The 20083-nt window shown below is 48.4% G+C and carries 14 protein-coding genes; 7 read left to right on the top strand and 7 right to left on the bottom strand.

Annotated features, from left to right (window positions below):
• Positions 1-4 precede the first annotated feature (4 nt).
• Together Cabys_RS18370 and Cabys_RS18365 are read left to right on the top strand one after the other, a co-directional pair.
• A complete protein-coding gene (locus tag Cabys_RS18370; protein ID WP_006927864.1) occupies positions 5-364 on the top strand; it encodes a response regulator in 360 nt (119 codons plus the stop codon).
• A gap of 9 nt (positions 365-373) precedes the next feature.
• A complete protein-coding gene (locus Cabys_RS18365) occupies positions 374-583 on the top strand; it encodes a DUF2905 domain-containing protein (RefSeq protein WP_006927865.1) in 210 nt (69 codons plus the stop codon).
• Positions 584-666: 83 nt separating this feature from the next.
• Here the strand turns inward: Cabys_RS18365 and Cabys_RS18360 are convergent, their stop codons facing one another.
• The 6 genes from Cabys_RS18360 to pgsA all read right to left on the bottom strand — a co-directional run bounded on the left by Cabys_RS18360 (position 667) and on the right by pgsA (position 5788).
• Complete coding sequence (locus Cabys_RS18360) at positions 667-1293, bottom strand: regulatory protein RecX (RefSeq protein WP_006927866.1); 627 nt, start codon at positions 1291-1293, stop codon at positions 667-669.
• Positions 1294-1349: 56 nt separating this feature from the next.
• Positions 1350-2396 carry a recombinase RecA gene (gene recA, locus Cabys_RS18355; protein WP_006927867.1) on the bottom strand — a complete coding sequence of 349 codons (1047 nt, stop codon included), beginning with the start codon at positions 2394-2396 and terminating at the stop codon, positions 1350-1352.
• A gap of 436 nt (positions 2397-2832) precedes the next feature.
• Entirely contained in the window at positions 2833-3399 is a 567-nt protein-coding gene (gene thpR, locus Cabys_RS18350) for an RNA 2',3'-cyclic phosphodiesterase (RefSeq protein ID WP_169833736.1), read from the bottom strand.
• A 62-nt stretch (positions 3400-3461) separates the two neighbouring features.
• Positions 3462-4709 (bottom strand): competence/damage-inducible protein A, encoded by a 1248-nt coding sequence (locus Cabys_RS18345; RefSeq protein WP_006927869.1) that lies wholly within the window; start codon positions 4707-4709, stop codon positions 3462-3464.
• Positions 4706-5161, bottom strand: a complete 456-nt coding sequence (locus tag Cabys_RS18340) for a phosphatidylglycerophosphatase A family protein (protein WP_006927870.1) — start codon at positions 5159-5161, stop codon at positions 4706-4708. The genes Cabys_RS18345 and Cabys_RS18340 overlap by 4 nt, the downstream gene beginning before the upstream one ends.
• Entirely contained in the window at positions 5162-5788 is a 627-nt protein-coding gene (gene pgsA, locus Cabys_RS18335) for a CDP-diacylglycerol--glycerol-3-phosphate 3-phosphatidyltransferase (protein WP_044281704.1), read from the bottom strand.
• 341 nt (positions 5789-6129) lie between these two features.
• On the opposite strand from pgsA, the gene Cabys_RS18330 reads away from it, so the two are divergent.
• Genes Cabys_RS18330 through Cabys_RS18320 form a run of 3 tightly spaced genes read left to right on the top strand, consistent with a single transcriptional unit; the run spans position 6130 to position 14255 of the window.
• On the top strand, positions 6130-7260 hold the full coding sequence (locus Cabys_RS18330) for an efflux RND transporter periplasmic adaptor subunit (protein ID WP_006927872.1): 1131 nt from the start codon (positions 6130-6132) through the stop codon (positions 7258-7260).
• A gap of 33 nt (positions 7261-7293) precedes the next feature.
• Complete coding sequence (locus Cabys_RS18325; protein WP_006927873.1) at positions 7294-11100, top strand: efflux RND transporter permease subunit; 3807 nt, start codon at positions 7294-7296, stop codon at positions 11098-11100.
• Positions 11100-14255, top strand: coding sequence for an efflux RND transporter permease subunit (locus tag Cabys_RS18320; protein WP_006927874.1), 3156 nt, complete (start codon positions 11100-11102; stop codon positions 14253-14255). The genes Cabys_RS18325 and Cabys_RS18320 overlap by 1 nt, the downstream gene beginning before the upstream one ends.
• Positions 14256-14591: 336 nt before the next feature.
• Here the strand turns inward: Cabys_RS18320 and Cabys_RS18310 are convergent, their stop codons facing one another.
• Positions 14592-16103, bottom strand: coding sequence for a TolC family protein (locus tag Cabys_RS18310; protein ID WP_006927875.1), 1512 nt, complete (start codon positions 16101-16103; stop codon positions 14592-14594).
• Positions 16104-16463: 360 nt separating this feature from the next.
• On the opposite strand from Cabys_RS18310, the gene lpxB reads away from it, so the two are divergent.
• A complete protein-coding gene (gene lpxB, locus Cabys_RS18305) occupies positions 16464-17597 on the top strand; it encodes a lipid-A-disaccharide synthase (protein ID WP_006927876.1) in 1134 nt (377 codons plus the stop codon).
• 15 nt (positions 17598-17612) lie between these two features.
• A complete protein-coding gene (locus Cabys_RS18300; RefSeq protein WP_006927877.1) occupies positions 17613-20069 on the top strand; it encodes a heavy metal translocating P-type ATPase in 2457 nt (818 codons plus the stop codon).
• The last annotated feature ends 14 nt before the right edge of the window (positions 20070-20083 follow it).

Here is a 20083-nt window from a genome sequence, read left to right as displayed (position 1 = left end):
GATCGTGGCATCCATTTTATTTGTAGATGATGATACACAAACGTTGATCCTGGCTAAATTATTCATGGAAAAAGAGGGCTTTATTGTGCACGGCTGTGGCGATACGCAAAAAGCGAGGAAGGTGCTGGAAAAAAATAAGATCGATTTAATCATCACCGACGTGGGGCTGCCCGGCGAAAACGGTTTGCAATTTTACGACTGGCTGCAAACGCAAGAAGCTTACAAAAACATTCCTGTACTGTTTGTTTCGGCCCATGCCGTGGGCTTTGACGAGCATTTAACAAAACATCGCGATCGGTTTATTGCCAAACCGCTCTTTTTTCCGGATTTGATTTCACGGTTGAAAAAAGAATTGAATTTGTAGGAGGCAGGAATGAGCGCCTGGCAAAAAATTCTGCTGTACCTGGGCGTGCTGCTGATTATCCTTAGCTTTGTCTGGCCGTACCTGAGCAAACTGCCCATCGGCCGCCTGCCCGGCGATATTTACATCGATAAGCCCAATTTTAAGCTTTACTTTCCCATTACTACCATGCTGCTTTTAAGCGTGATCGTTTCTTTTATTTTATGGCTTTTCAGAAAATAAAATGCAACGCCGTTTGATGGATGGACTTGACACAGTAAACAGTAGGCAGGAAGCAGGAAGGGGAAGACGCGTGCTGCGTATGCTTAATCTTCAAACAGATTTTCAATCACTGGTTGAATGTTTTCACTGTTAAAGCCGCGTTGCTGTAAAAAGGCGAATAGTTTTTGCCGCCCTCTGGAAGGTTCCAGACCTTGCAGCGACTTCCATTTTTTAATAGCCAGCCGCTGGCAGGTAGCGGCCTGCAATTCCGGAGGGTAGGCCGACTCCAACGCCGCGTCGATTTCCTCGCTGTCAAGACCGCGCTCAAATAATTTGCGTTTGATCAGGTGCGGGCCGTATTGTTTCAGACGGATGGCGTCGTGAATAAACTGGAACATCAGGTCGTGATCATTCAAATAACCTTTCTGGTCAAGATAATCGAGCGCCTGTTCGATGACGTGCGGCGGGTAGCCTTTGGTGGTCAATTTGCGCGCCAGCTCCTTGCGAAAATGACTGCGGCGGCTCAAGTAGCGATAAGCCTGCTCAAGGCAACGCTGCAACTGGTCATGGGCAAAGATCTCTTCTTGCAGGGCGTCGCTGAGCGTAAGACCTTTATGAATGCGGAAGTGTAAAAGCGTCTCTTCGGTAACGGTCATCAGGAGCGCATCGTCTGCGTAAAGATGGTAGTGCGGTTTGCTTTTTGAAGCGCGTTCGATTCTGGTTATTTGCATAGCTGTAAAAAACAACTCCCCGCAAAACAGGCTTAGCGGGGAGCTAAATATGTGTCTTATTTTTCCTGTTTAACGTTTTTTCCCTGGGCGTCTGCTTCGGCTTCGTCTTTTTCCAGGCCGACTTTCATGCGCACCTGTTTTTCAATTTCCTGAAAGACTTCGGGGTTTTCTTTCAAAAAGGCCTTTACATTTTCCCTGCCCTGCCCAAGGCGCAGGTCGTTGTAAGAGAACCAGGTGCCCGATTTTTGCACGATGCGGAATTCCACCGCTTTGTCCAGCACATCGCCTTCTTTAGAGATACCCTGATCGTACATGATGTCGAACTCGGCTTCGCGGAAGGGCGGGGCCATCTTGTTTTTGACCACTTTAACGCGCGTCCGGTTGCCTACCATTTCATTGCCCACCTTAATGGTTGCAATGCGGCGGATGTCCAGGCGGATGGATGTGTAAAACTTCAGCGCACGGCCGCCGGTGGTGGTTTCGGGATTGCCAAACATCACGCCTAATTTTTCGCGAATCTGGTTGATGAAAATAACGCAGGTGTTAGATTTGCTGACCGTTCCGGTTAGTTTGCGTAATGCCTGAGACATCAATCGCGCCTGCAAGCCCATGTGCGAATCGCCCATCTCGCCTTCAATTTCGGCCTTGGGTACCAGGGCGGCCACCGAATCGATGACGATCACATCCAGCGCGCCTGAGCGTACCAGAGTTTCCACGATTTCCAGCGCCTGTTCGCCATTATCGGGCTGGCTGACCAGCAGGTTGATGGTGTCCACGCCCAATTTTTTGGCATAGCCGGGATCGAGCGCATGTTCGGCGTCCACAAAGGCGGCCAGTCCGCCGCGTTTTTGCGCCTCGGCAATGATGTGCAGCGCCAGGGTGGTTTTTCCGGAAGATTCCGGCCCGTAAATTTCGGTGATGCGTCCCCGCGGCACCCCGCCAATGCCCAGGGCGGCGTCCAGCGAAACCGAACCGGTGGGGATAACGTCCACATCAATTTTTACGCGGTCACCCAGGCGCATGATGGCGCCCTTACCGAAATTGCGCTCAATTTGCGAAACGGCAATTTCTATGGCTTTTGCCTTTTCCTGATTATTGTCCATAAACGGTTCTATCTCCTCAAAAAATGTAGTTTAATGACACCCCTAAATATAGCCACAGAAAGGCAAAATAAAAAGGGTTTTAAAAAAGAGAATTCATTTTTTTACAATCTTGATTGGGCCTTTTAACAGAGGCGGGACTACTCCGTCACCGGGGGACAAACCGCTCCCTTCGACTACGCTCAGGGAGCGGGAATACGGTTGCTGAGCGTAGTCGAAGCAACCGTTGATTGTGAAGGAACTTTCATCGGCTCCGCTCCATTCGAATGCGCTCAGGGAGCGGTGAAGGAGGAAAAAGATTTTTCGTCTTCTGCAGGGGAGGGATGCTCGAAATGACGCCGACGCCGACGGCTTCGCCCCTACAAAAACGCCTAAACCGCTAAACTGCTAAACTCTTACCCTTTACCCGTCACGCGTTACGCATTTACCAAATGCCGTCTTAGCGCAGAGAATACGTGGCAATGGGACGGTATTCGGCGCCCTGCGGTTTTAAGATGCTGCGCATTAAAACGATTTTGTTTACTTCAAAAGTGTAAGGTTCAAAGGGGTGTTTTTGTACGTATTCCCACAGGGGATCAAAACGCCCGGGCTGTTTAACGCGCGCCAGTGTCAGGTGAGGCGAAAAACGTCTTTTTTCTTTAACAAAACCCAGGCCGTGTAAATTCTCTTCGATGAATTGAAACAAATCGTGAACCGCTTCGAGCGGCTGGCTGACAACGCCCAGCCACAGGACGCGCGGGCTGCGTTTGCCCGGAAAGGCGCCGAAATTTTTAACGGTGAGCCGAAAGGGCTTTACCGCGCCCTGCACATGAAACAGATTCTGCTGTACGCGGTCAATCAAGTCCGGCTCCTGTTCGCCTAAAAACTTGAGCGTAATATGCAGCCCTTTGCTGTTTACCCAGCGCGTGTGCCGACACAGCGGTTTTAATTGCCGTTGATATTGATCGATTTGTTTTTTTAAATCCGCTGGTAATTCGATGGCCACAAAACTGCGAATGGTTTCCATGATTTTGCCCTGTTGTTTATCGGTTTTATAGTTTCTTTTTTTAAGGCTTTCAGCGCCAACGCTCATTCAATGTTCAAAATCAAACGGCGTAGCAGCTCCAGTCCGGCGATGGCGCCCCGTTGTTTGTTCATGATGCGATCGGCGCCAAACTGAAATTTTTTGACGCGTTCTTTATCTTTAAAACGAGCGGCAATGTAGCATAAACCGACCGGTTTTTGGGCGGTTGCGCCGCCGGGGCCGGCAATGCCGGTTGTGGCGATGGCGCAGTCGCTTTTAAAAAGATTCTGTACGCCGCGCGCCATTTCTAAAACGGTTTCCTGGCTGACCGCCCCAAAGGTTTGAAGGGTTTGTTGTTTAACGCCCAGTAACTGCATTTTGCTGGCGTTGCTGTAAGTGACGGCGCCGCCCAGAAAGTAGGCGGAGCTGCCAGGAACGTTGGTGATTAAATCGCCGAGCAGGCCGCCGGTAAAACTCTCTGCTACGGAAAGTGTGAGGCCTTTTCCTTTTAAAATTTCGCCCAGCGCTTCTTCCAGTTCTTTTTCCTCTTCCGTAAAGATGTATTTTTGCAGGCGGTTTTTAACGCTGGCCACAAACTCTTCGAAAGTTTTGCGTTCCTGTTCAGCGTCCTGCGGCAGGGTAAAGCGCAAATCAACCCCGCGAAAACGGGGCAGAAAGGCCAGCCGGAATTGGCGGTATTGCTCCAGCAGATCGCCGATTTTGTCAATCAATCGCGATTCCGGAATGCCGGTGGTCCTTAAAAGGCGTGTGGTAATGGGTTTAAGGCGGTAAAACTCGGCCAGCAGGGCCAGCACGTCTTTTTGCATCAGATGGCGCACCTCGCCGGGTACGCCGGGCAAAAAGAAAAAGTGCGTATTATGGCGTTTGAAGTACAGGCCAGGCGCCGTTCCGCGATGGTTGTGCAAAACAAGGTCGCATTTAGGAATGACAGCCTGCTCGCGGTTTGCCTGATTTAAAGAGATGCGTCGGTGATTGAGAAAACGTTGAACGTCTTCGAAAACGGTGGGCTCAAATTCCAGCGGTACGTCAAAAAAACGACACAAAGCCTGTTTGGTGATGTCATCCGGCGTGGGGCCCAGACCGCCGGTGCAAATAACCACCTGTGCGCGTTGTTGAGCGCCTGCTAAGGCCTGTAAAATTTCTTCTGTCTGGTCGGGAATTACGGTAATCCGCTGCACTTCAATGCCGATGGAATGCAACTGTTTTGCGATGTAAGCAGCGTTGGTATTAATGGTAATGCCCGCTAAAAGCTCGTTTCCGATGGAAAGAATTTCGGCTTTAATGGCTTTCATCGCAGCAATCCGCTCCGTAAAACAATTTGCAAAACGATGTTGGCGTAAATACCGGCTAAAACATCATCGACCATGATGCCCCAGCCGGCTTTTAATGATTGCGAACGGTTGATGGGAAAGGGCTTCCAGATATCGAACAGACGAAAGAGTAAAAAGGCGGCCAGGGCAATTTTCCAGTTAAAAATCGGCAAAAAGATTAAAGCCAGCCATTGGCCCACTACTTCGTCTATCACCACCAGCGAAGGGTCCTGTCCGTGTTCTTTTTCGATAGCCGTTGATACCGGCACGCCAATCAAAAAGAAGACGATGGCCATCATTAACCAGAAGAACGAAGCCTGAGGCCAGAGGAAAAACAAAAGAACGGCTAAAAGGCTGCCTGCAGTACCGGGGGCGACCGGCGCATAACCGGTTCCCAGGCCGGCGCCTATCACGTAGATCAATCCCTTTTTCACTTAATCTCCCTTGCTTTGGAACGGTTTAGTCAACAAATAAAACGTTCGTTTAAAGAGCTCCATAGCGTGTGAACGATTGACGATCAAATAGTGCACGCCGCTAACAATGGTAAGAACGACAATCAGGTACATGCTGAGCGTCGTCCAGATCAAATAGGGGTTGGACACCCTGTCCAGCCGGATTTCCGGTACGCCGGGAATATTCAGGTAAATCAACAGAGCAAAGATAAAAAACATTTGCAAAAAGGTTTTCCACTTGGCAATAACGGAGGTGATAATCGGCTTACCGATGTAAAGGGCAAAAAGGCGCAGGCCAGTGATTAAAAAATCGCGGGTTATGATCAAAATCACTGCCCACCATTCCAGATAGTTTTCGTGGGCGAAAACGGCCAGCGCGGCAGAGACCAGAATTTTATCGGCCAGCGGATCCATAAACTGGCCGAGCCGCGTGATCATATGTAATCGACGGGCAATGTAACCGTCGTACCAATCGGTTATGGAGGCTATCAAATAAATAATGCTGGCAATGCGAATATTGGAAGTCCCGCCTTTGAGAAAAAAGAAAACAAAAACGGGCGTCAGTAGAATCCGGAATATTGTCAGTTGATTAGGAATTGAATGTCGCATTTCCATAACTTTTAAGTTTAATTGAGTATCGATTTTAAGCAATTTAGCAAAAATTTTCCAATCTTTCTAATAAAGGATTTTCCTCCAGCCGTTTTGTCTTCAATTATCCAACTTTGTTTTGACACTTTTCGTTAAACGCGTACATTGTTTCCAAAACAGGCAGCGCCTTCTTAAATACCCGTGTTTATTAAATTAGGTGCGTTTCTGTTAGCTATTTCACTTTTTAATTGTAATTCTTGATTATTTTTTTAAAATTGAAACATGGGCCAGGATTTTATCGTATGGAAAATAAAATTTTAAATCAAATAAACGCTATCTGAAATTAAAACACAGGGGAAAATATGAAACGCTCTATTACTTTGATTCTGTTATTGGGCTTAAGTCTGTTGATACTGGCGGCTTGCGGGAGACAGGGCAATAAAGACCGGATAAATGCTCAAAATCAGCGTAATGATTCCAGCGCCAGAGCCGGTGTGAACATGAACGACCCTGCAAAAAATGTGGAGCGCGTGCCGGTGGAAGTTATGCCCGTTTTGCGCGGCGATATTGCCAAGTACCTGCTCATCAGCTCCAACCTGGAAACCGAAGTGATGGCCGACGTTTACAGCCGGATTCAGGGCATCGTAGAAAAAATCTACAAAGAAGAAGGCCAATATGTGGAAAAAGGCGAGGTGATGCTGGAGCTGGAAGCGCGCGAATATGAACTATCTGAACAAAAAGCGCGTGTGGAATATGAACAGCAAAAACGCAATTTTGACCGTTTAAAGGCCATGTTCGAAAAAAATCTTTTGAGTCAGGAAGAGTTTGAAAAAGCGCGTTACGCTCTGGAAGCTACCGAGATCGCCTGGAAGCAGGCCAAGCTTCAACTGGATTTCACCAAAGTGCGTTCTCCGATTACCGGGCGGGTTGGTCAGCGTCTTACCAAGATCGGCGAAAGAATCCAGCCCACCGATAAATTATTTTCCGTGGTCGATAATTCGCAGGTTATTGCGGTGGTTTACGTGCCCGAAAAAAACATGCGTGAGGTGAAGATCGGGCAAAGAGCTTATATTACTTCCGATCATTTTGCCGGACAAAGGTTCGAAGGGTGGGTAAAGCGCCTGAGTCCGGTGGTGGATCCTTCCAGCGGAACATTTAAGGTGACGGTTGGCGTACGCAATCGTTCGTCTATTTTGCGTCCCGGAATGTTTGTCAACGTGCACATTATTCTGGATACGCACAAAGACGTGGTGCTGGTGCCCAAAACGGCCATCGTTTACGAGAATGAAAATATGTACGCCTATGTAGTGCGCGATTCCATTGCTCACCGCGTAAAAATTCAACCTGGTTATGAGGATAATGAAAAGGTAGAAGTTTTAAAAGACATTGAAGAAGGCGAGATGATCATTGTGGTCGGGCAGGCAGGCATGAAAGACCAAACTCCAGTTCGCATCGTCAATGTTCGTGAAAATGTTCTTGTCAGCAAACATTGATCTCTGAGCGCAAATTGAATCAGGAAAAACAATATGAAAAACACACAGGATTCTTTTAGAAATACGATTTTTCGCATTACCACAGAACGTCCCGTGGCCATTTTGATGGTGGTTATTGGCATCTTCGTTTTTGGCATGATTTCGTACCAGCAGCTGCCGCTCAACTTGATGCCGGAAATGACCTATCCTTCGTTAACGGTACGGACGGAATATCCGGGAACCGCGCCGGAAGAGGTGGAAAACGCCATTTCGCGACCTATTGAACAGGCCCTGGGCGTGGTGGATAATCTGGTGACCATTAGCTCCGTTTCCAAAGCCGAACAATCCGATGTGATTTTAGAGTTCACCTGGGATACAGACATGAACAAAGCGACGGCCGACGTGCGTGAAAAGCTGGATCAGGTTATGCTGCCGCTGGAAGTAAAACGACCGATTATTTTACGCTACGATCCTTCGCTGGATCCCATCATGCGCATCGGGTTGTATGGCGACGTCAGTTTGACCTTTCTGCGCTACCTGGCCGAAGAAGAGATCAAGCGTGCGCTGGAAACGATTGACGGCGTGGCTGCCGTTAAAGTTAAGGGCGGCCTGGAAGAAGAAATTCGCGTGGAGCTGGACGAACAGAAACTGACCTTGATTGGGATGGATATTCAAACGGTGCGCGAGCGTCTGGCCGAGGAAAACATTAACATGGCCGGCGGAAAATTGAAAGAAGGCGAAACCGAATATCTGGTGCGCACGCTCAACGAATTTCGGTCGGTCAAAGAGATTGAGAATATTGTGATTGGCCGCTGGAATGGCGTCGATTTAAAAATCAAGGATGTGGGAACCGTAACGCGCACCAGCAAAGAGCGCCAGATTATCACGCGCATCGGAGGCAAGGAGAGCGTTGAAATCGAAATTTACAAAGAGGCCGATGCCAATATCGTAGCGGTTGCGCGGCGCGTAAAAGACAGGCTTTACGGCACTCCGGCTCAGCGCGCTTTTGTGGAGCGTTTGAAAAAGGAAAAGTTAGGCTCCCGAAAAATCGATCCACAAAGGATGAATTTGCTGGCCAAGCAAATGACCAATTTTATTACCTACGGACTTCCCGAGGGCGTTTCCATCAAAACCCTTTCTGATCAGTCGATTTTTATTGAAAATTCGATTAACGAAGTAAAGAAAACCGCCATCCAGGGCGGATTGCTGGCCATTTTGATTCTGTTTATTTTTCTGCGACGGCTGGGCCCCACGGTGATCATCGGCATTTCCATTCCGCTTTCGATTGTGGCCACCTTTGCCCCGATGAAGATTTTTAATGTGTCGCTGAATATCATGTCGCTCGGCGGTCTGGCGCTGGGCATTGGCATGCTGGTGGACAACTCGATTGTGGTGCTGGAGAGTATTGCCCGCTGTCGAGAAGAGGGCGACGGATTAATTGCGGCCACCATTCGCGGCGTAAAAGAAGTGGGCGGCGCGGTAACCGCATCGACTTTGACGACCATCGCCGTATTTTTCCCCATTGTTTTTGTACAGGGCGTGGCCGGACAGGTGTTTGGCGATCTGGCTTTGACTGTTGTTTTTTCGCTACTGGCCTCGCTGCTGGTGGCTTTGTTTTTAATTCCCATGCTTTCTTCCCGCCAGATCGGCAGTTTTGTGCAGAATATCCAGGCCGGTAAACTTCCTGAAAACTTTATTCTTGATTTTAGAAAAAAGCAACAACCGGCGGTTAAGGGCAACGGACTCAAAGGCGCATTGATTTCGATCGGGAATAATGTGCGGGCTTTTTTTATGGCCATTGGACGGATGGCCCAGATTTTTGTCGGTTTGCTGGTTACGGTAGGCAAGGGCTTTTTGCTCTTTATTCTCGCGTTTCTGCAACCAGTGGGCTGGATTTTGGGTTTTGTCAAAAAAGATTTTCACTACGGCCAATGGCTGCAGAGTTTTTCCGCTAAAAAAGAAGCGCCGTTTTTCCGCTTTGTCAACCGCATCTGGGATGGGTATTTCGCCTATAACGCCGTTCCCACTCTGTATGCCGATTTCGCTAAAATTTTTGCGGAATTCGCACAGGCCTCCGTGGTTAAAAAAATTCTAAAGCTGATTGCGGCGCCCTTTAAAGCGCTGTTCTTTTCTGTAAAATTCTTTTCCTTTTTACTGATGGAAATGGCTTTTCGCTTTTTCCACAGCTTGCTGCTGGAGTTCACCATTTTCGGCTTTTTACTGGCGCAGCTGCTGAAACTAATTTTTGCGCCGATCATGGCGGCGCTGATTGCCGGTTTTAACGCCGTCTATTCGAGGATAGAAAACGGTTATCCGCTGCTTCTGCAAAAGGCGTTAAAAAGGCGTTATGAGGTGATTGGCGGTGTTTTTGCGCTGTTTTTGATCACCATTTTGTTTGTGGCGCCGCGGCTGGGCAGCGAGCTGATTCCGCAGGTGCATCAGGGCGAATTCTTTGTTGAAATTCGTTTGCCGGTCGGCACGCCCGTGGAAGAGACCGACCAGCGAATGGAAGCCATTCAGCAGCGCATTGCACAAATTCCGGGCGTACAGATGGTTTCGTCGATCAGCGGCGCGGACAAAAGCGCTTCTACCAAGACCGACGAGGGCGAAAACACCGGAAGAATAACGGTTACCTTAAAACCCATGGGCCATATTGCGCCGCTTGAAGAGCGCGTGATTCGTGAGGTACGGCGAATTTTTCAGGATTATCCCGGCATCGAAATGGACATTGCCCGGCCGGTGCTTTTTTCTTTTAAAACGCCGGTTGAAGTTCATTTAAAGGGATATAATCTGGTCAAGTTACAACAATTAAGCCATGAGCTGGAAGATCGGCTTTCCAGAATTCCAGGGCTGGTCGATGTGCGCGCCAATATTCAGCGGGGCAATCCGGAGATACAAATCTTTTTTGACCGACGAAAACTGGCGCGCTACGGATTAAATGTGCGTACGGTGGCTTCCATCCTACGCAATAAGATTCAGGGCGATGTGAGCACCAAGTTCAAAGAAGAAGATCGCCGCATTGAAGTGCTGGTGCGTTTGCGCGAGGCCGATCGCGAGAGCATTTACGATTTGCGCCGCTTAATCGTGAATCCTGCCGGAATGAGACCGGTGCCGCTGGAATCGGTTGCAACCCTGCGTATCAAAGAGGGCCCTTCGGAGATCCGACGCATCGATCAGCAGCGCTCGGCGGTCATCACGGCCAACATTTTACCCGGCTACAAACTCAATGAATTGAATCAACAAATTTTCGATGAGATTCAGAAGATGGATATTCCGCTGGATTTCAGCTACGAGCTGGCCGGTCAAAACAAAGAGATGGAAACCTCTTTAAACAGTTTAATGATGGCCCTGGCTCTGGCTGTTTTTCTGGTTTACATTGTCATGGCGTCGCAGTTTGAATCGCTGCTTCATCCATTTATCATTATTTTTACCATTCCATTGGCTATTATCGGCGTGGTCTGGTATCTGTATTTAACAGGCATTCCTTTAAGCATTGTGGTTTTTCTGGGGATGATCATGTTAGCCGGTATTGTGGTGAACAACGCGATTGTGCTGGTGGATTACATTAACCACCTGCGTCGTCAGGGTATGCCCAAGGTAGAAGCGGTAATGACGGCCGGCAAGGTGCGGTTGCGGCCGATTTTGATGACGACATCTACAACGGTGCTGGGATTATTGCCCATGGCGTTGGGGCTGGGAGACGGCGCAGAAATACGCACGCCGATGGCCATTACGGTTATCGTTGGATTGATCACTTCCACGTTGTTAACGCTGGTGGTCATTCCAACCTTTTATGATCTGGTAAGCCGTGAAAAATTTCCGGTTAGTGAACCGGCGCTGGAAGCAGGGAGTGAATCGTAATGCATGAGAAAAAAGATAAAATAGGGCTGCTGCCCCGGCTGGCTCTTTTTAGGCCGGTAACGGTTGTAATGACCCTGTTGGCCCTGATGGTTGTGGGCTTTATCGCTTACAAACAGATACCGGTAGAATTGATGCCTGCCGGGTTTTCGCCGCCTTTTCTGGGCGTGTGGATTCCTTATCCCAATGCCAACCCGGAAGAGGTTGAGCAGTTTATCGCCCGACCTATTGAAGAACATGTGCGCACTTTAAAGGGCGTAAAAAGCGTGGAGACCAACAGCTTTACCAACGGCTGCTGGGCCTTTGTGCGCTTTGTTCAGGGCACGGATATGGATCTGGCTTACTCGCAGCTGCGCGATCGTCTGGATCGGGCCAAGGCCGATCTGCCGGAGGATGTGGAGCGCATTTTTATTCGCAAGTGGAGCAACGACGATGAGCCCATCATGTGGGTGGCGTTAATTCCGGAAAAGCCGCTGGACGATCCTTACTATTTTACCGAACAGATCATCAAAAAACCGCTGGAACGGATTGACGGCGTGGCCAGTGTGGAAATATGGGGCGCAGAACAAAAATCGATTCTGATTTACATTAACCAGGATGCCATCAAAAGTTACAAAATCAATCTTTACAATGTGATCGAATCTCTGCGGCAGGACAATTTTTCCATGTCTTCCGGGTACATTCGTACCGGCGGGCAAAAGATTTATGTGCGCACCATCGGTAAGTTTCGCAGCCTGGATGATATTAGAAACATCCCCATTAAAGGCACGAATATCTTTTTAAAAGATGTGGCCGATGTGATTTACGATGTTCCGGAGCGGCAGTGGATTCAGCGCATCGATGGTCAGGCTGCCATCCAGGTGGGTATTTACAAGGAAGCCATGGCCAATACGGTAAAACTGTGTCGGCAAATCGAAGGGCGGCTAAATGAACTGCTGAACGATACGCGCTTAACCGGTTTTAAAATGGAGGTTTTGTTTAACCAGGGGCATTTCATTGAAGAATCGGTTAATAATTTGCAAAAAGCCGGGATATGGGGCGGCTTTTTTGCTTTTCTGGTGCTCTATTTTTTCCTGCGCCGCTTTCGCATGACCATGATTGTTATTGTGGCCATTCCGCTTTCCATACTCATCAGCTTAACCATCATCTATTTTATCGGCTGGTCTATGAACCTGATCACCATGATGGGATTGATGATTTCCATTGGAATGGTGGTGGATAATTCCATTGTGGTGCTGGAAAATATTTATCACAAAAAAGAGCAGGGCCTGGATATGAAAGCGGCGGCAGCAAAGGGCGCCAGCGAGGTGTCTTTAGCCGTTACCATGGCTACGCTAACGACCGTAGTCGTGTTTTTGCCTTTAATATTGATGAACGATGATGTTGGCTTCCGTTTTTATATGCTGCGCATTGGTCTGCCGGTTATTTTTTCGCTGCTGGCTTCTTTGTTTGTGGCGCTGGTATTTATCCCGCTGGCCGCCAGCCGAATTGTCAGTCGGCGCCAGGTTAGCGAACCGCCGATAATCGGCCGTTTAAATGGATACTATCAGTCGACGTTGCGCTGGGTGCTCACGCATCGCATCGAATCGTTTTTGATTTTAATGGCCATTCTTTATTCCATGACCTTTGCTGCATCTCATGTGGGACAAACAGACAACATGGAGGGCAATATTAATGACTTTCGGCTTATGGTTGATATGCCAGATAATTACACGCTGGAAGATGCCGAACGTGTGATTAAGGCGGTGGAAGATACGATTCGCGCCAAAGCCGAGGTTTATAAAGTGCGTACGATCGATGTTCGCTATCGTCAGAATTTCGGACGCATCCATGTCTTTCTGGTGCCGGAAGAAAATGAAGAGTGGTACGAAGTAATTTTCAGGTCGTTATTAAGTATGTTTGCAGGGAATGACGGTAATCGAATGAGTCGCGACGAGGTGGTAGCGGATGTAAAAAAACGACTGCCTCAGTTTGCCGGCGTAAAGTATCGCACTTCCTGGCGGCAGGAAGGCGGAGATGAAGCGGCTTCGGTTACGGTAAGTCTTTACGGCGACGATACGCGCAAGCTGGCGCAACTGGCAAAAGAAGTGGAGCGACGCATCAGCGCCATTCCCGAAATCATCAGCGTGGAAACCGATCAGGAAAAAGGCCAGAACGAAGTGCACATTATCATTAACCGCGAACAGGCGCGCAAGTACGGCATTAGTCCGCGCGTTATTACCGGCACCATCATGTACGCTTTACGCGGCATCCAGCTGCCTAAATTCCAGACGGATGAAAAAGAAGTGGCCATGCTTTTGCAGTTGCGCGAGGAAGACCGTGAAAATTTTGAGCAGTTAAAGAACATTACCTTCTTTTCGGCTAACGGGCGAGAGATACCGCTGGCCGTCTTAGCAAAGCTGGAAGTGACCAAAGGCTTTGGCGAAATCCATCGCGAAAACGGGAAGACCTATTTGAGCGTCAAAGCGAATACCACTTCAAAGGACATTGCCGCTGTTTACGCTAAAATTGACCAGGTTATGTCTGGCTTTAAAATGCCTTACGGTTATTCCTGGTCTAAAGGCAAACGCTTTTTCAGGCTGACCGAAAGCAATCAGAATATGATGTTTGCAATCATTCTTTCTATCACCTTTGTCTTTTTGCTGATGGGCATTTTGTTTGAATCCTTTGTTCTCCCTCTATCGGTAATTGTGTCAATTCCCTTTTCGTTTGTGGGCGCTTTCTGGATTTTGTATTTGACCGATACGCCCCAGGATATGATGAGTCAGATTGGTTTTATTATTTTGATTGGAATTGTGGTCAACAACGCCATTGTGCTGGTTGATCTGGTCAATCGTTTGCGTAAGCAGGGCAAAGATCGTCTGACGGCCTTGATTGAAGGCGGTCGAAACCGCTTCCGCCCTATTCTAATGACGGCTTTTACGACGATTGGCGGCCTGATACCCATGGCGGTTGGCAACACCAAGATGATCGGGATTCCTTATGCACCAATGGGCCGAACGATTATCGGGGGATTGATTTTTTCTACGCTGGTCTCGCTGATTGCCGTACCCTGGGCCTATACCGTGTTTGACGATTTGCGCAATTATTTCAAACAGCTTTCGCTGGGCATTTTGAAAAGCGGAGCAAAGGTAAAAGCAGTGGAAGAAGGAAGTTGATTGTAAATTAAAGATTATCCCTCCGGGCGGGATTCTTGAAAAGATAAAGTGGTAGGCGCTCCACGGGATGGCAAAAGGTAGTCTCCCCAGTCATTTCGACGAGCCCGTCCCACGGCCTCTCCCCAGTCATTTCGACGAGCCCGTCCCACGGGCGAGGAGAAATCTTCCCAAAACGTGGCGAGGTAAAACAGAAGGACCGAACGATTTTCCTGAAAAATTTCGCTTTGGCGCGCAGCAATCTTTTTCTGCGATGATTAACGTAATCTACGAGAAAATTATTCTGCGCGCGTTGCGGTTGATTATGGTTGCGGCTGTGAATCAAATCAAAGCTTATTTTCACTCCTGCTGCAAGTAGTCGTCCAGGCTTACGGGATGATCATTGACGAAATCATAAAAGGTTTTGCGTTTAACATCAGCCAGTAAAAGTTTGTAATTGATCAGCGCGTTTAAGCGGGAGTTGTAAGCCTGACTGAGCCGGTTGCGATCCAGCGCCAGAGCCTGACTGTTGATATCGCCGTTGGCAAAACGATTTTTACTGATTGCGAAACTTTTTTCGGCGACGGCCACGTTTTTTTCTAGCAATTGCAGACGCTTGAGACTGCTTTCCAGTTCCATCACCGTGTTGCGGATATCGCGTTTGATGGTGATTTCAAGGTCTTTTAAGGCCATTTGTTGTTGATGTAAGCGGGCTTTCTGGGCAAGCGTTTGATTTTTGTTAACGTGCCAGTCCCACAAAGGTATGGTGATGGAAAAGGCAATGCCGCGATTTCCGGGGCGCTTCTTTAATTCTTCCCAGGCATTTTGAAAGGTTGTGTTTAAAGCATAATAACGAGGTTCCTGCCGGACGCCGATAAAATCGTAGTAAGCGGAAATTTTACCCTGGATTTGATTTTCAGCGTCAATGCGTTTTAGGGTTAGTTTTTGCTGCTCAATGGCGATTTTTCTTTCCTGGATTTCCAGCCGATTTTTAAAACCAAATTCCAGCGCTTTTTGCAGATCGATTTTTACAATGGGGTAAGTCAAGTCGGTATTAAGAATGACAGAATCTTGCAGATCGATATTCAACAATTGTTTAAAAGCATCTGCCTTTTGCTGCACCTCTACCAGGGAAAGGTCAAAGTTGTTTTGCGCTTCTCCCAGATCGACTTCCATTTGCAGCGCCTCTACCTCGGCAATAACGCCGGCTTTGAATTTGTTCAACGCGAGCTGATAGGCGTCGCGTTGTTGGCGTAAAGTCTGCAAGGCGATGTTTTTACGCTCCAGGGCAGAGTACAGGCTGTAAAAGGCGCTGGCGACTTCGTACTCCAGATCCAGTTGAGCGCGAAGAAGTCGTTTTTCGGAAAGCCGATAGTTTAATTCGGCCATCTTTAACGACGACTTAATGCGATTGTAGGCATAAAATGATTCTATGGGTTGTTCGAATCCCAGCCGCGTGTTGAGGCGGAATGATTGTTCTTGCAAGAAGTAATCCTGTACGTGGTAAATTCCGGAAGAGAGATAAAAAAAGCCATCGGTTGGCAAGGGCTGTTCAATTTGCAAATAAGCGTTGTAGCGCGCCTGTTTGAGCGGGAAATAATGCAGGCCGGCGCTGTCCTGAAGGCTGCTGATGGTTTCGCTGTAATCAGGCAGATCAAACTTTAAATTAACCTGGGTTTTAAAACGGTTGCGAGCTGCCCGCAATTCATAGCGGGCGATTTTAAAATCCTCGAGCAGACTGCGCATTTTAAAGCTGTTCTGGCGGGCTAATTGCTGGCTTTTTTCCAGAGTAAGAACATGGATGTTTCTTCCTGACAGATTATGATTTAACATAAAGACCGCCAAAACAATGACTATGGAGATGGCTTTCATCAGAGAAGCTCCCTGTTAAATTTTGTGAAAGAGAAAAATTTTATGAGATAATTTGCAAAAAATTGTGATAGAATGCAGGATTTTTTTTGAAAGGGAATCGGTTGTACACAGTACACAGTACACAGTAGGCAGTACACAGTAAACAGTAAGCAACAGGTAGTGCACGGTTTGCAGGGAGATGGGATGGTTAAGGGCGTGTTTCCGGAATGGCGGTCGAATTGCATTCCATCCTGGGGGGCGTAAAATCGTTGAAACGGTTTCCCAGGCTCTTCCCCCCTTCTCCTTAACCGGCCTCTAAATTGATTTTAAAGCGCTAATTTTCTATGTTTATCCTTTAGTTTTAATTAAACGGAAGCGGAGATGACAAAAAAAAATATTCTTTTAATTGCAGGAGAAGTTTCAGCCGATCACCATGGCGCGCATCTATTAGAAGCGCTTAAAACCCTTCAACCCCAACTTGAAGTGTGGGGCATTGGCGGCGATGAATTGCAAAAGCAGGGCATGACCTTGCTTTACCATGTAAGGCAGATGTCTTTTTTAGGGGTGGGCGAAGTGCTCAAACATTTACCTTTTATTCGTCAGGTCATGAAGGCCATTAAAAACAGAGCGCAAAAAGACAAACCCGATGCGGCCATCTTAATCGACTATCCGGGCTTTAATCTTCGTCTTGCCAAAGCCCTGAAAAAAATGAACATTCCGGTGATTTACTACATCAGTCCCCAGCTTTGGGCCTGGGGCAGAGGAAGAGTAAAAACCATCAAACAGTGCGTGGATTTAATGCTGGTATTGTTTCCTTTTGAAAAAGAATTTTACGAACAACACGGAATAAAAGCGCAATACGTCGGCCATCCGCTGGTTGACCGGCATCATCAATTTCTGCCTGAAGAATTTAAAAAGGTAAAGCCAGGAAAGGCCGTCATCGGCTTGCTGCCCGGCAGCCGGCAAAACGAAATCAAATCCCTTCTGCCGCGCATGGTAAAATCGGCCGGCATACTGATTGAAAAAGGGGCGGTTGAGAAAGTTGTGATTGCCAGAGTGCCCCACTTGCACGAGGATTATTACCGACAATTTTTGCAGGCGACGGACGGACATTTTGAACTCGTTGAAAAACCCATGCAGCATTTACTGCCAGAACTGGATGCGGCGCTGGTAGCCTCGGGAACGGCCACTCTGGAAACCGCCTATTATGCCGTGCCCATGGTCATTGTGTACCACGTTAACGCTCTGACCTACTGGTTGGGACGCCTGTTAATAAAAGTTTCGCACATCGGCCTGGCCAATATTGTGGCGCAAGAAGAGATCGCCCCGGAATTGATTCAACATGAATTTACCCCGCAAAAGGCGGCCGACCTGATGTTTAAAGTGCTCAATCCCCAGGTAAACGAACAATTGCGTAAACGAATGTTGATCGTCAGGCAAAAGTTGGGCCGACCGGGCGCGTCGCTAAGGGCGGCGGAGCACGTGCATCGTTTTTTGAGCGGGGATTTAAACTGAAGTTTAGAGAGAAAAATGGAAAAAGAAAATAAAGCAAAGTTTTACACTTTTGTGCCCATAGAGGGCATGACCTGTGCGGCCTGTGTGACGCGCGTTGAAAAAGGCTTACGCCAGGCGCCGCATGTGGCCACGGTAAATGTAAACCTGGCGGCCGAGCAGGCGGCGTTAGGGCTCGATTCAGATCAGGTTAACACGCAGGAAATCCTGGAATATGTACAAAAATCCGGTTATGATGTTAAAAGAGCAAAAATCACCATTCCGCTTGCTGGACTGCAGGACACGGCCATGGCCTTAAAGGTGGAGGAGGCGATCCGTCCCCTGCTGGGCGTGGTCAATTTTAATGTCAATACCGTGGAAGAGGCCGGGCTGCTGGAATATGTTCCGGGTATGCTCGATCTGGAAGAGGTTGCCCGCAGATTAAAGGCCTTTGGCTTTGCAGTGGATTTAAAGAGCGGTTCCCGCACAGTTGATGAAATGGCCCTCGGCGATAAAGTTCTCTATCTGAAAAAATTAAAATTGAAAGTCATTCTGGGCGCTGCGCTTTCTGCGCTGGTTTTTGTGCTGACCATGCCCATGCTCTTTCCCTTTGTTCAATCCGTTCCGCTTCAGGTGCGTTTATATGTAGCCTTTGTTCTGACCTCGGTGGTGTTGTTCTACTCCGGCCGTCAGTTTTTTACGGGATTTTTAAAAGCCCTTAAAGCCAAAACAGCGGACATGAATTCGCTGGTGGCCATTGGCGCCGGTATGGCCTACCTTTACAGCACGGTGGTTACCTTTCTTCCCTCGCTGGCGGGTCGCCAGTTAGACGGATATCACATCTATTTTGACACGGCGGCCATGATTACCTCGTTTATCCTGTTTGGCCGTTATCTGGAAGGCAGGGCAAAAACGCAAACCACCAGCGCATTAAAAAGTTTGATGGAGCTTAAACCGCGGACGGCCTTTGTGCAAAAAGACGGACGGTGGGAAGAGGTTTCCGCCGAACAAATTAAAAAAGGCGATGTGTGTCTGGTAAAAACGGGCGGCAGTATTCCGGCAGACGGCGTTCTGCTCGAGGATCGGGCGACCATTAACGAGTCGATGCTTACCGGAGAAAGCCTGCCGGTGAATAAGAAGCGCGGCGATCTGGTGATTGGCGGCACCATTAATCTGGAACATCCGGTTAAAATTCAGGTGCTTAAGACCGGAGAGGAAACGGTTTTAGGGCAGATTTTACAACTGATAAAAGAAGCACAGGGCAGCAAGCCACAAATCCAGAAACTTGCGGATCGCGTGGCTGCGGTTTTTGTGCCCCTGGTTTTGATGGCTGCCGCGCTGATATTTATTTTGTGGATGTTGAGCGGCGCAGGTCTGGTACAATCCATGCTGTATTTCATAGCTGTGGTGGTGGTAGCCTGCCCCTGCGCACTGGGACTGGCCACGCCCACGGCCATCATGGTGGCCACCGGTCGCGGAGCGCAGGAAGGCATTTTGATTAAGAACGCCGACATCATCCAGAATCTGGTTAAGATCAACTATCTGTTTTTTGACAAGACCGGAACCCTTACCAGCGGTCAGATGACCGTCCAAAAAATAATCGCATTTAATTCAGACGAAGAAACGTTGCTGCGTTTTGCCGCGGCTCTGGAAGAGCAGGCCAACCATCCCATTGGACAGGCGATTGTACGCAAAGCATCCGAAAAAAATTTAAAATGGCCGCCGGTAAAAAAAGTAAGAACACGGCAGGGGCTGGGCGTCCAGGGCGAAATGGAAGGACAGAAGGTTTTAGTGGGTAGCCTGCGTTTGATGGAAAGAGAAGCGGTAGAAGTTCCGGAGTCGGCAAGAGAAGCTTTTAGCCGGCTGAGCGAGGAAGCTTTGACGCCCGTTTTTGTGGCGGTGAACGAGAAAGTGATGGGGGGCATTGCCGTTGCCGATCAATTAAAGCAAAATAGCGCGCAAGTAGTTGACTATTTTAAAAGAGAACAAATAGAGCCGGCCGTGGTGAGCGGCGACAATCAAAAGACCACGCAAAAGATCGCCGAAAAAGCGGGCATTCAACTGGTGCATGCCGAAGTGAGTCCCACCAGAAAAGCAAAATTGATAAAAGAGTACCAGGTCAGGGGCCACAAAATCGGAATGGTTGGCGACGGCATTAACGACGCCATTGCCCTGACTCAGGCCGATGTGGGCATTGCCATGGGCCACGGAACGGATGTGGCCATGGATGCCGCCGATGTGGTGCTGATGGGGCAAAATTTACTCAACCTAAAAAAAGCGCATCAGCTGTCGAAAATAACGTTAAAAATCATGAAGCAAAACTTTTTCTGGGCTTTTGGTTACAATGTGATGATGATTCCGGCGGCGGCCGGTTTGCTGCAGCTGACGGTCGGCATCACCTTTCATCCCGCGGCGGCGGCTCTGGCCATGGCCTTTAGTTCGGTATCGGTTGTCAGCAATAGCCTGCGGCTCAAACGCGTTAAATTAGACGAATAATTCACGCAGCAACT

Origin of the sequence: Caldithrix abyssi DSM 13497, from assembly GCF_001886815.1 — a bacterium.
Taxonomy (GTDB): Bacteria; Calditrichota; Calditrichia; order Calditrichales; family Calditrichaceae; genus Caldithrix; species Caldithrix abyssi.
The sequence above is the reverse complement of the archived record's forward strand: the minus strand, read 5'-3'. Positions and strand labels throughout refer to the sequence as shown.

What these genes read in the sequence shown, in the direction of transcription:
- Cabys_RS18365 (WP_006927865.1), top strand. Translation starts at nt 374, where the DNA reads ATGAGCGCCTGGCAAAAAATTCTGCTGTACCTGGGCGTGCTGCTGATT.
- Cabys_RS18360 (WP_006927866.1), bottom strand. Translation starts at nt 1,293, where the DNA reads ATGCAAATAACCAGAATCGAACGCGCTTCAAAAAGCAAACCGCACTAC.
- recA (WP_006927867.1), bottom strand. Translation starts at nt 2,396, where the DNA reads ATGGACAATAATCAGGAAAAGGCAAAAGCCATAGAAATTGCCGTTTCG.
- thpR (WP_169833736.1), bottom strand. Translation starts at nt 3,399, where the DNA reads ATGGAAACCATTCGCAGTTTTGTGGCCATCGAATTACCAGCGGATTTA.
- Cabys_RS18345 (WP_006927869.1), bottom strand. Translation starts at nt 4,709, where the DNA reads ATGAAAGCCATTAAAGCCGAAATTCTTTCCATCGGAAACGAGCTTTTA.
- pgsA (WP_044281704.1), bottom strand. Translation starts at nt 5,788, where the DNA reads ATGCGACATTCAATTCCTAATCAACTGACAATATTCCGGATTCTACTG.
- Cabys_RS18330 (WP_006927872.1), top strand. Translation starts at nt 6,130, where the DNA reads ATGAAACGCTCTATTACTTTGATTCTGTTATTGGGCTTAAGTCTGTTG.
- Cabys_RS18325 (WP_006927873.1), top strand. Translation starts at nt 7,294, where the DNA reads ATGAAAAACACACAGGATTCTTTTAGAAATACGATTTTTCGCATTACC.
- Cabys_RS18320 (WP_006927874.1), top strand. Translation starts at nt 11,100, where the DNA reads ATGCATGAGAAAAAAGATAAAATAGGGCTGCTGCCCCGGCTGGCTCTT.
- Cabys_RS18310 (WP_006927875.1), bottom strand. Translation starts at nt 16,103, where the DNA reads ATGAAAGCCATCTCCATAGTCATTGTTTTGGCGGTCTTTATGTTAAAT.
- lpxB (WP_006927876.1), top strand. Translation starts at nt 16,464, where the DNA reads ATGACAAAAAAAAATATTCTTTTAATTGCAGGAGAAGTTTCAGCCGAT.
- Cabys_RS18300 (WP_006927877.1), top strand. Translation starts at nt 17,613, where the DNA reads ATGGAAAAAGAAAATAAAGCAAAGTTTTACACTTTTGTGCCCATAGAG.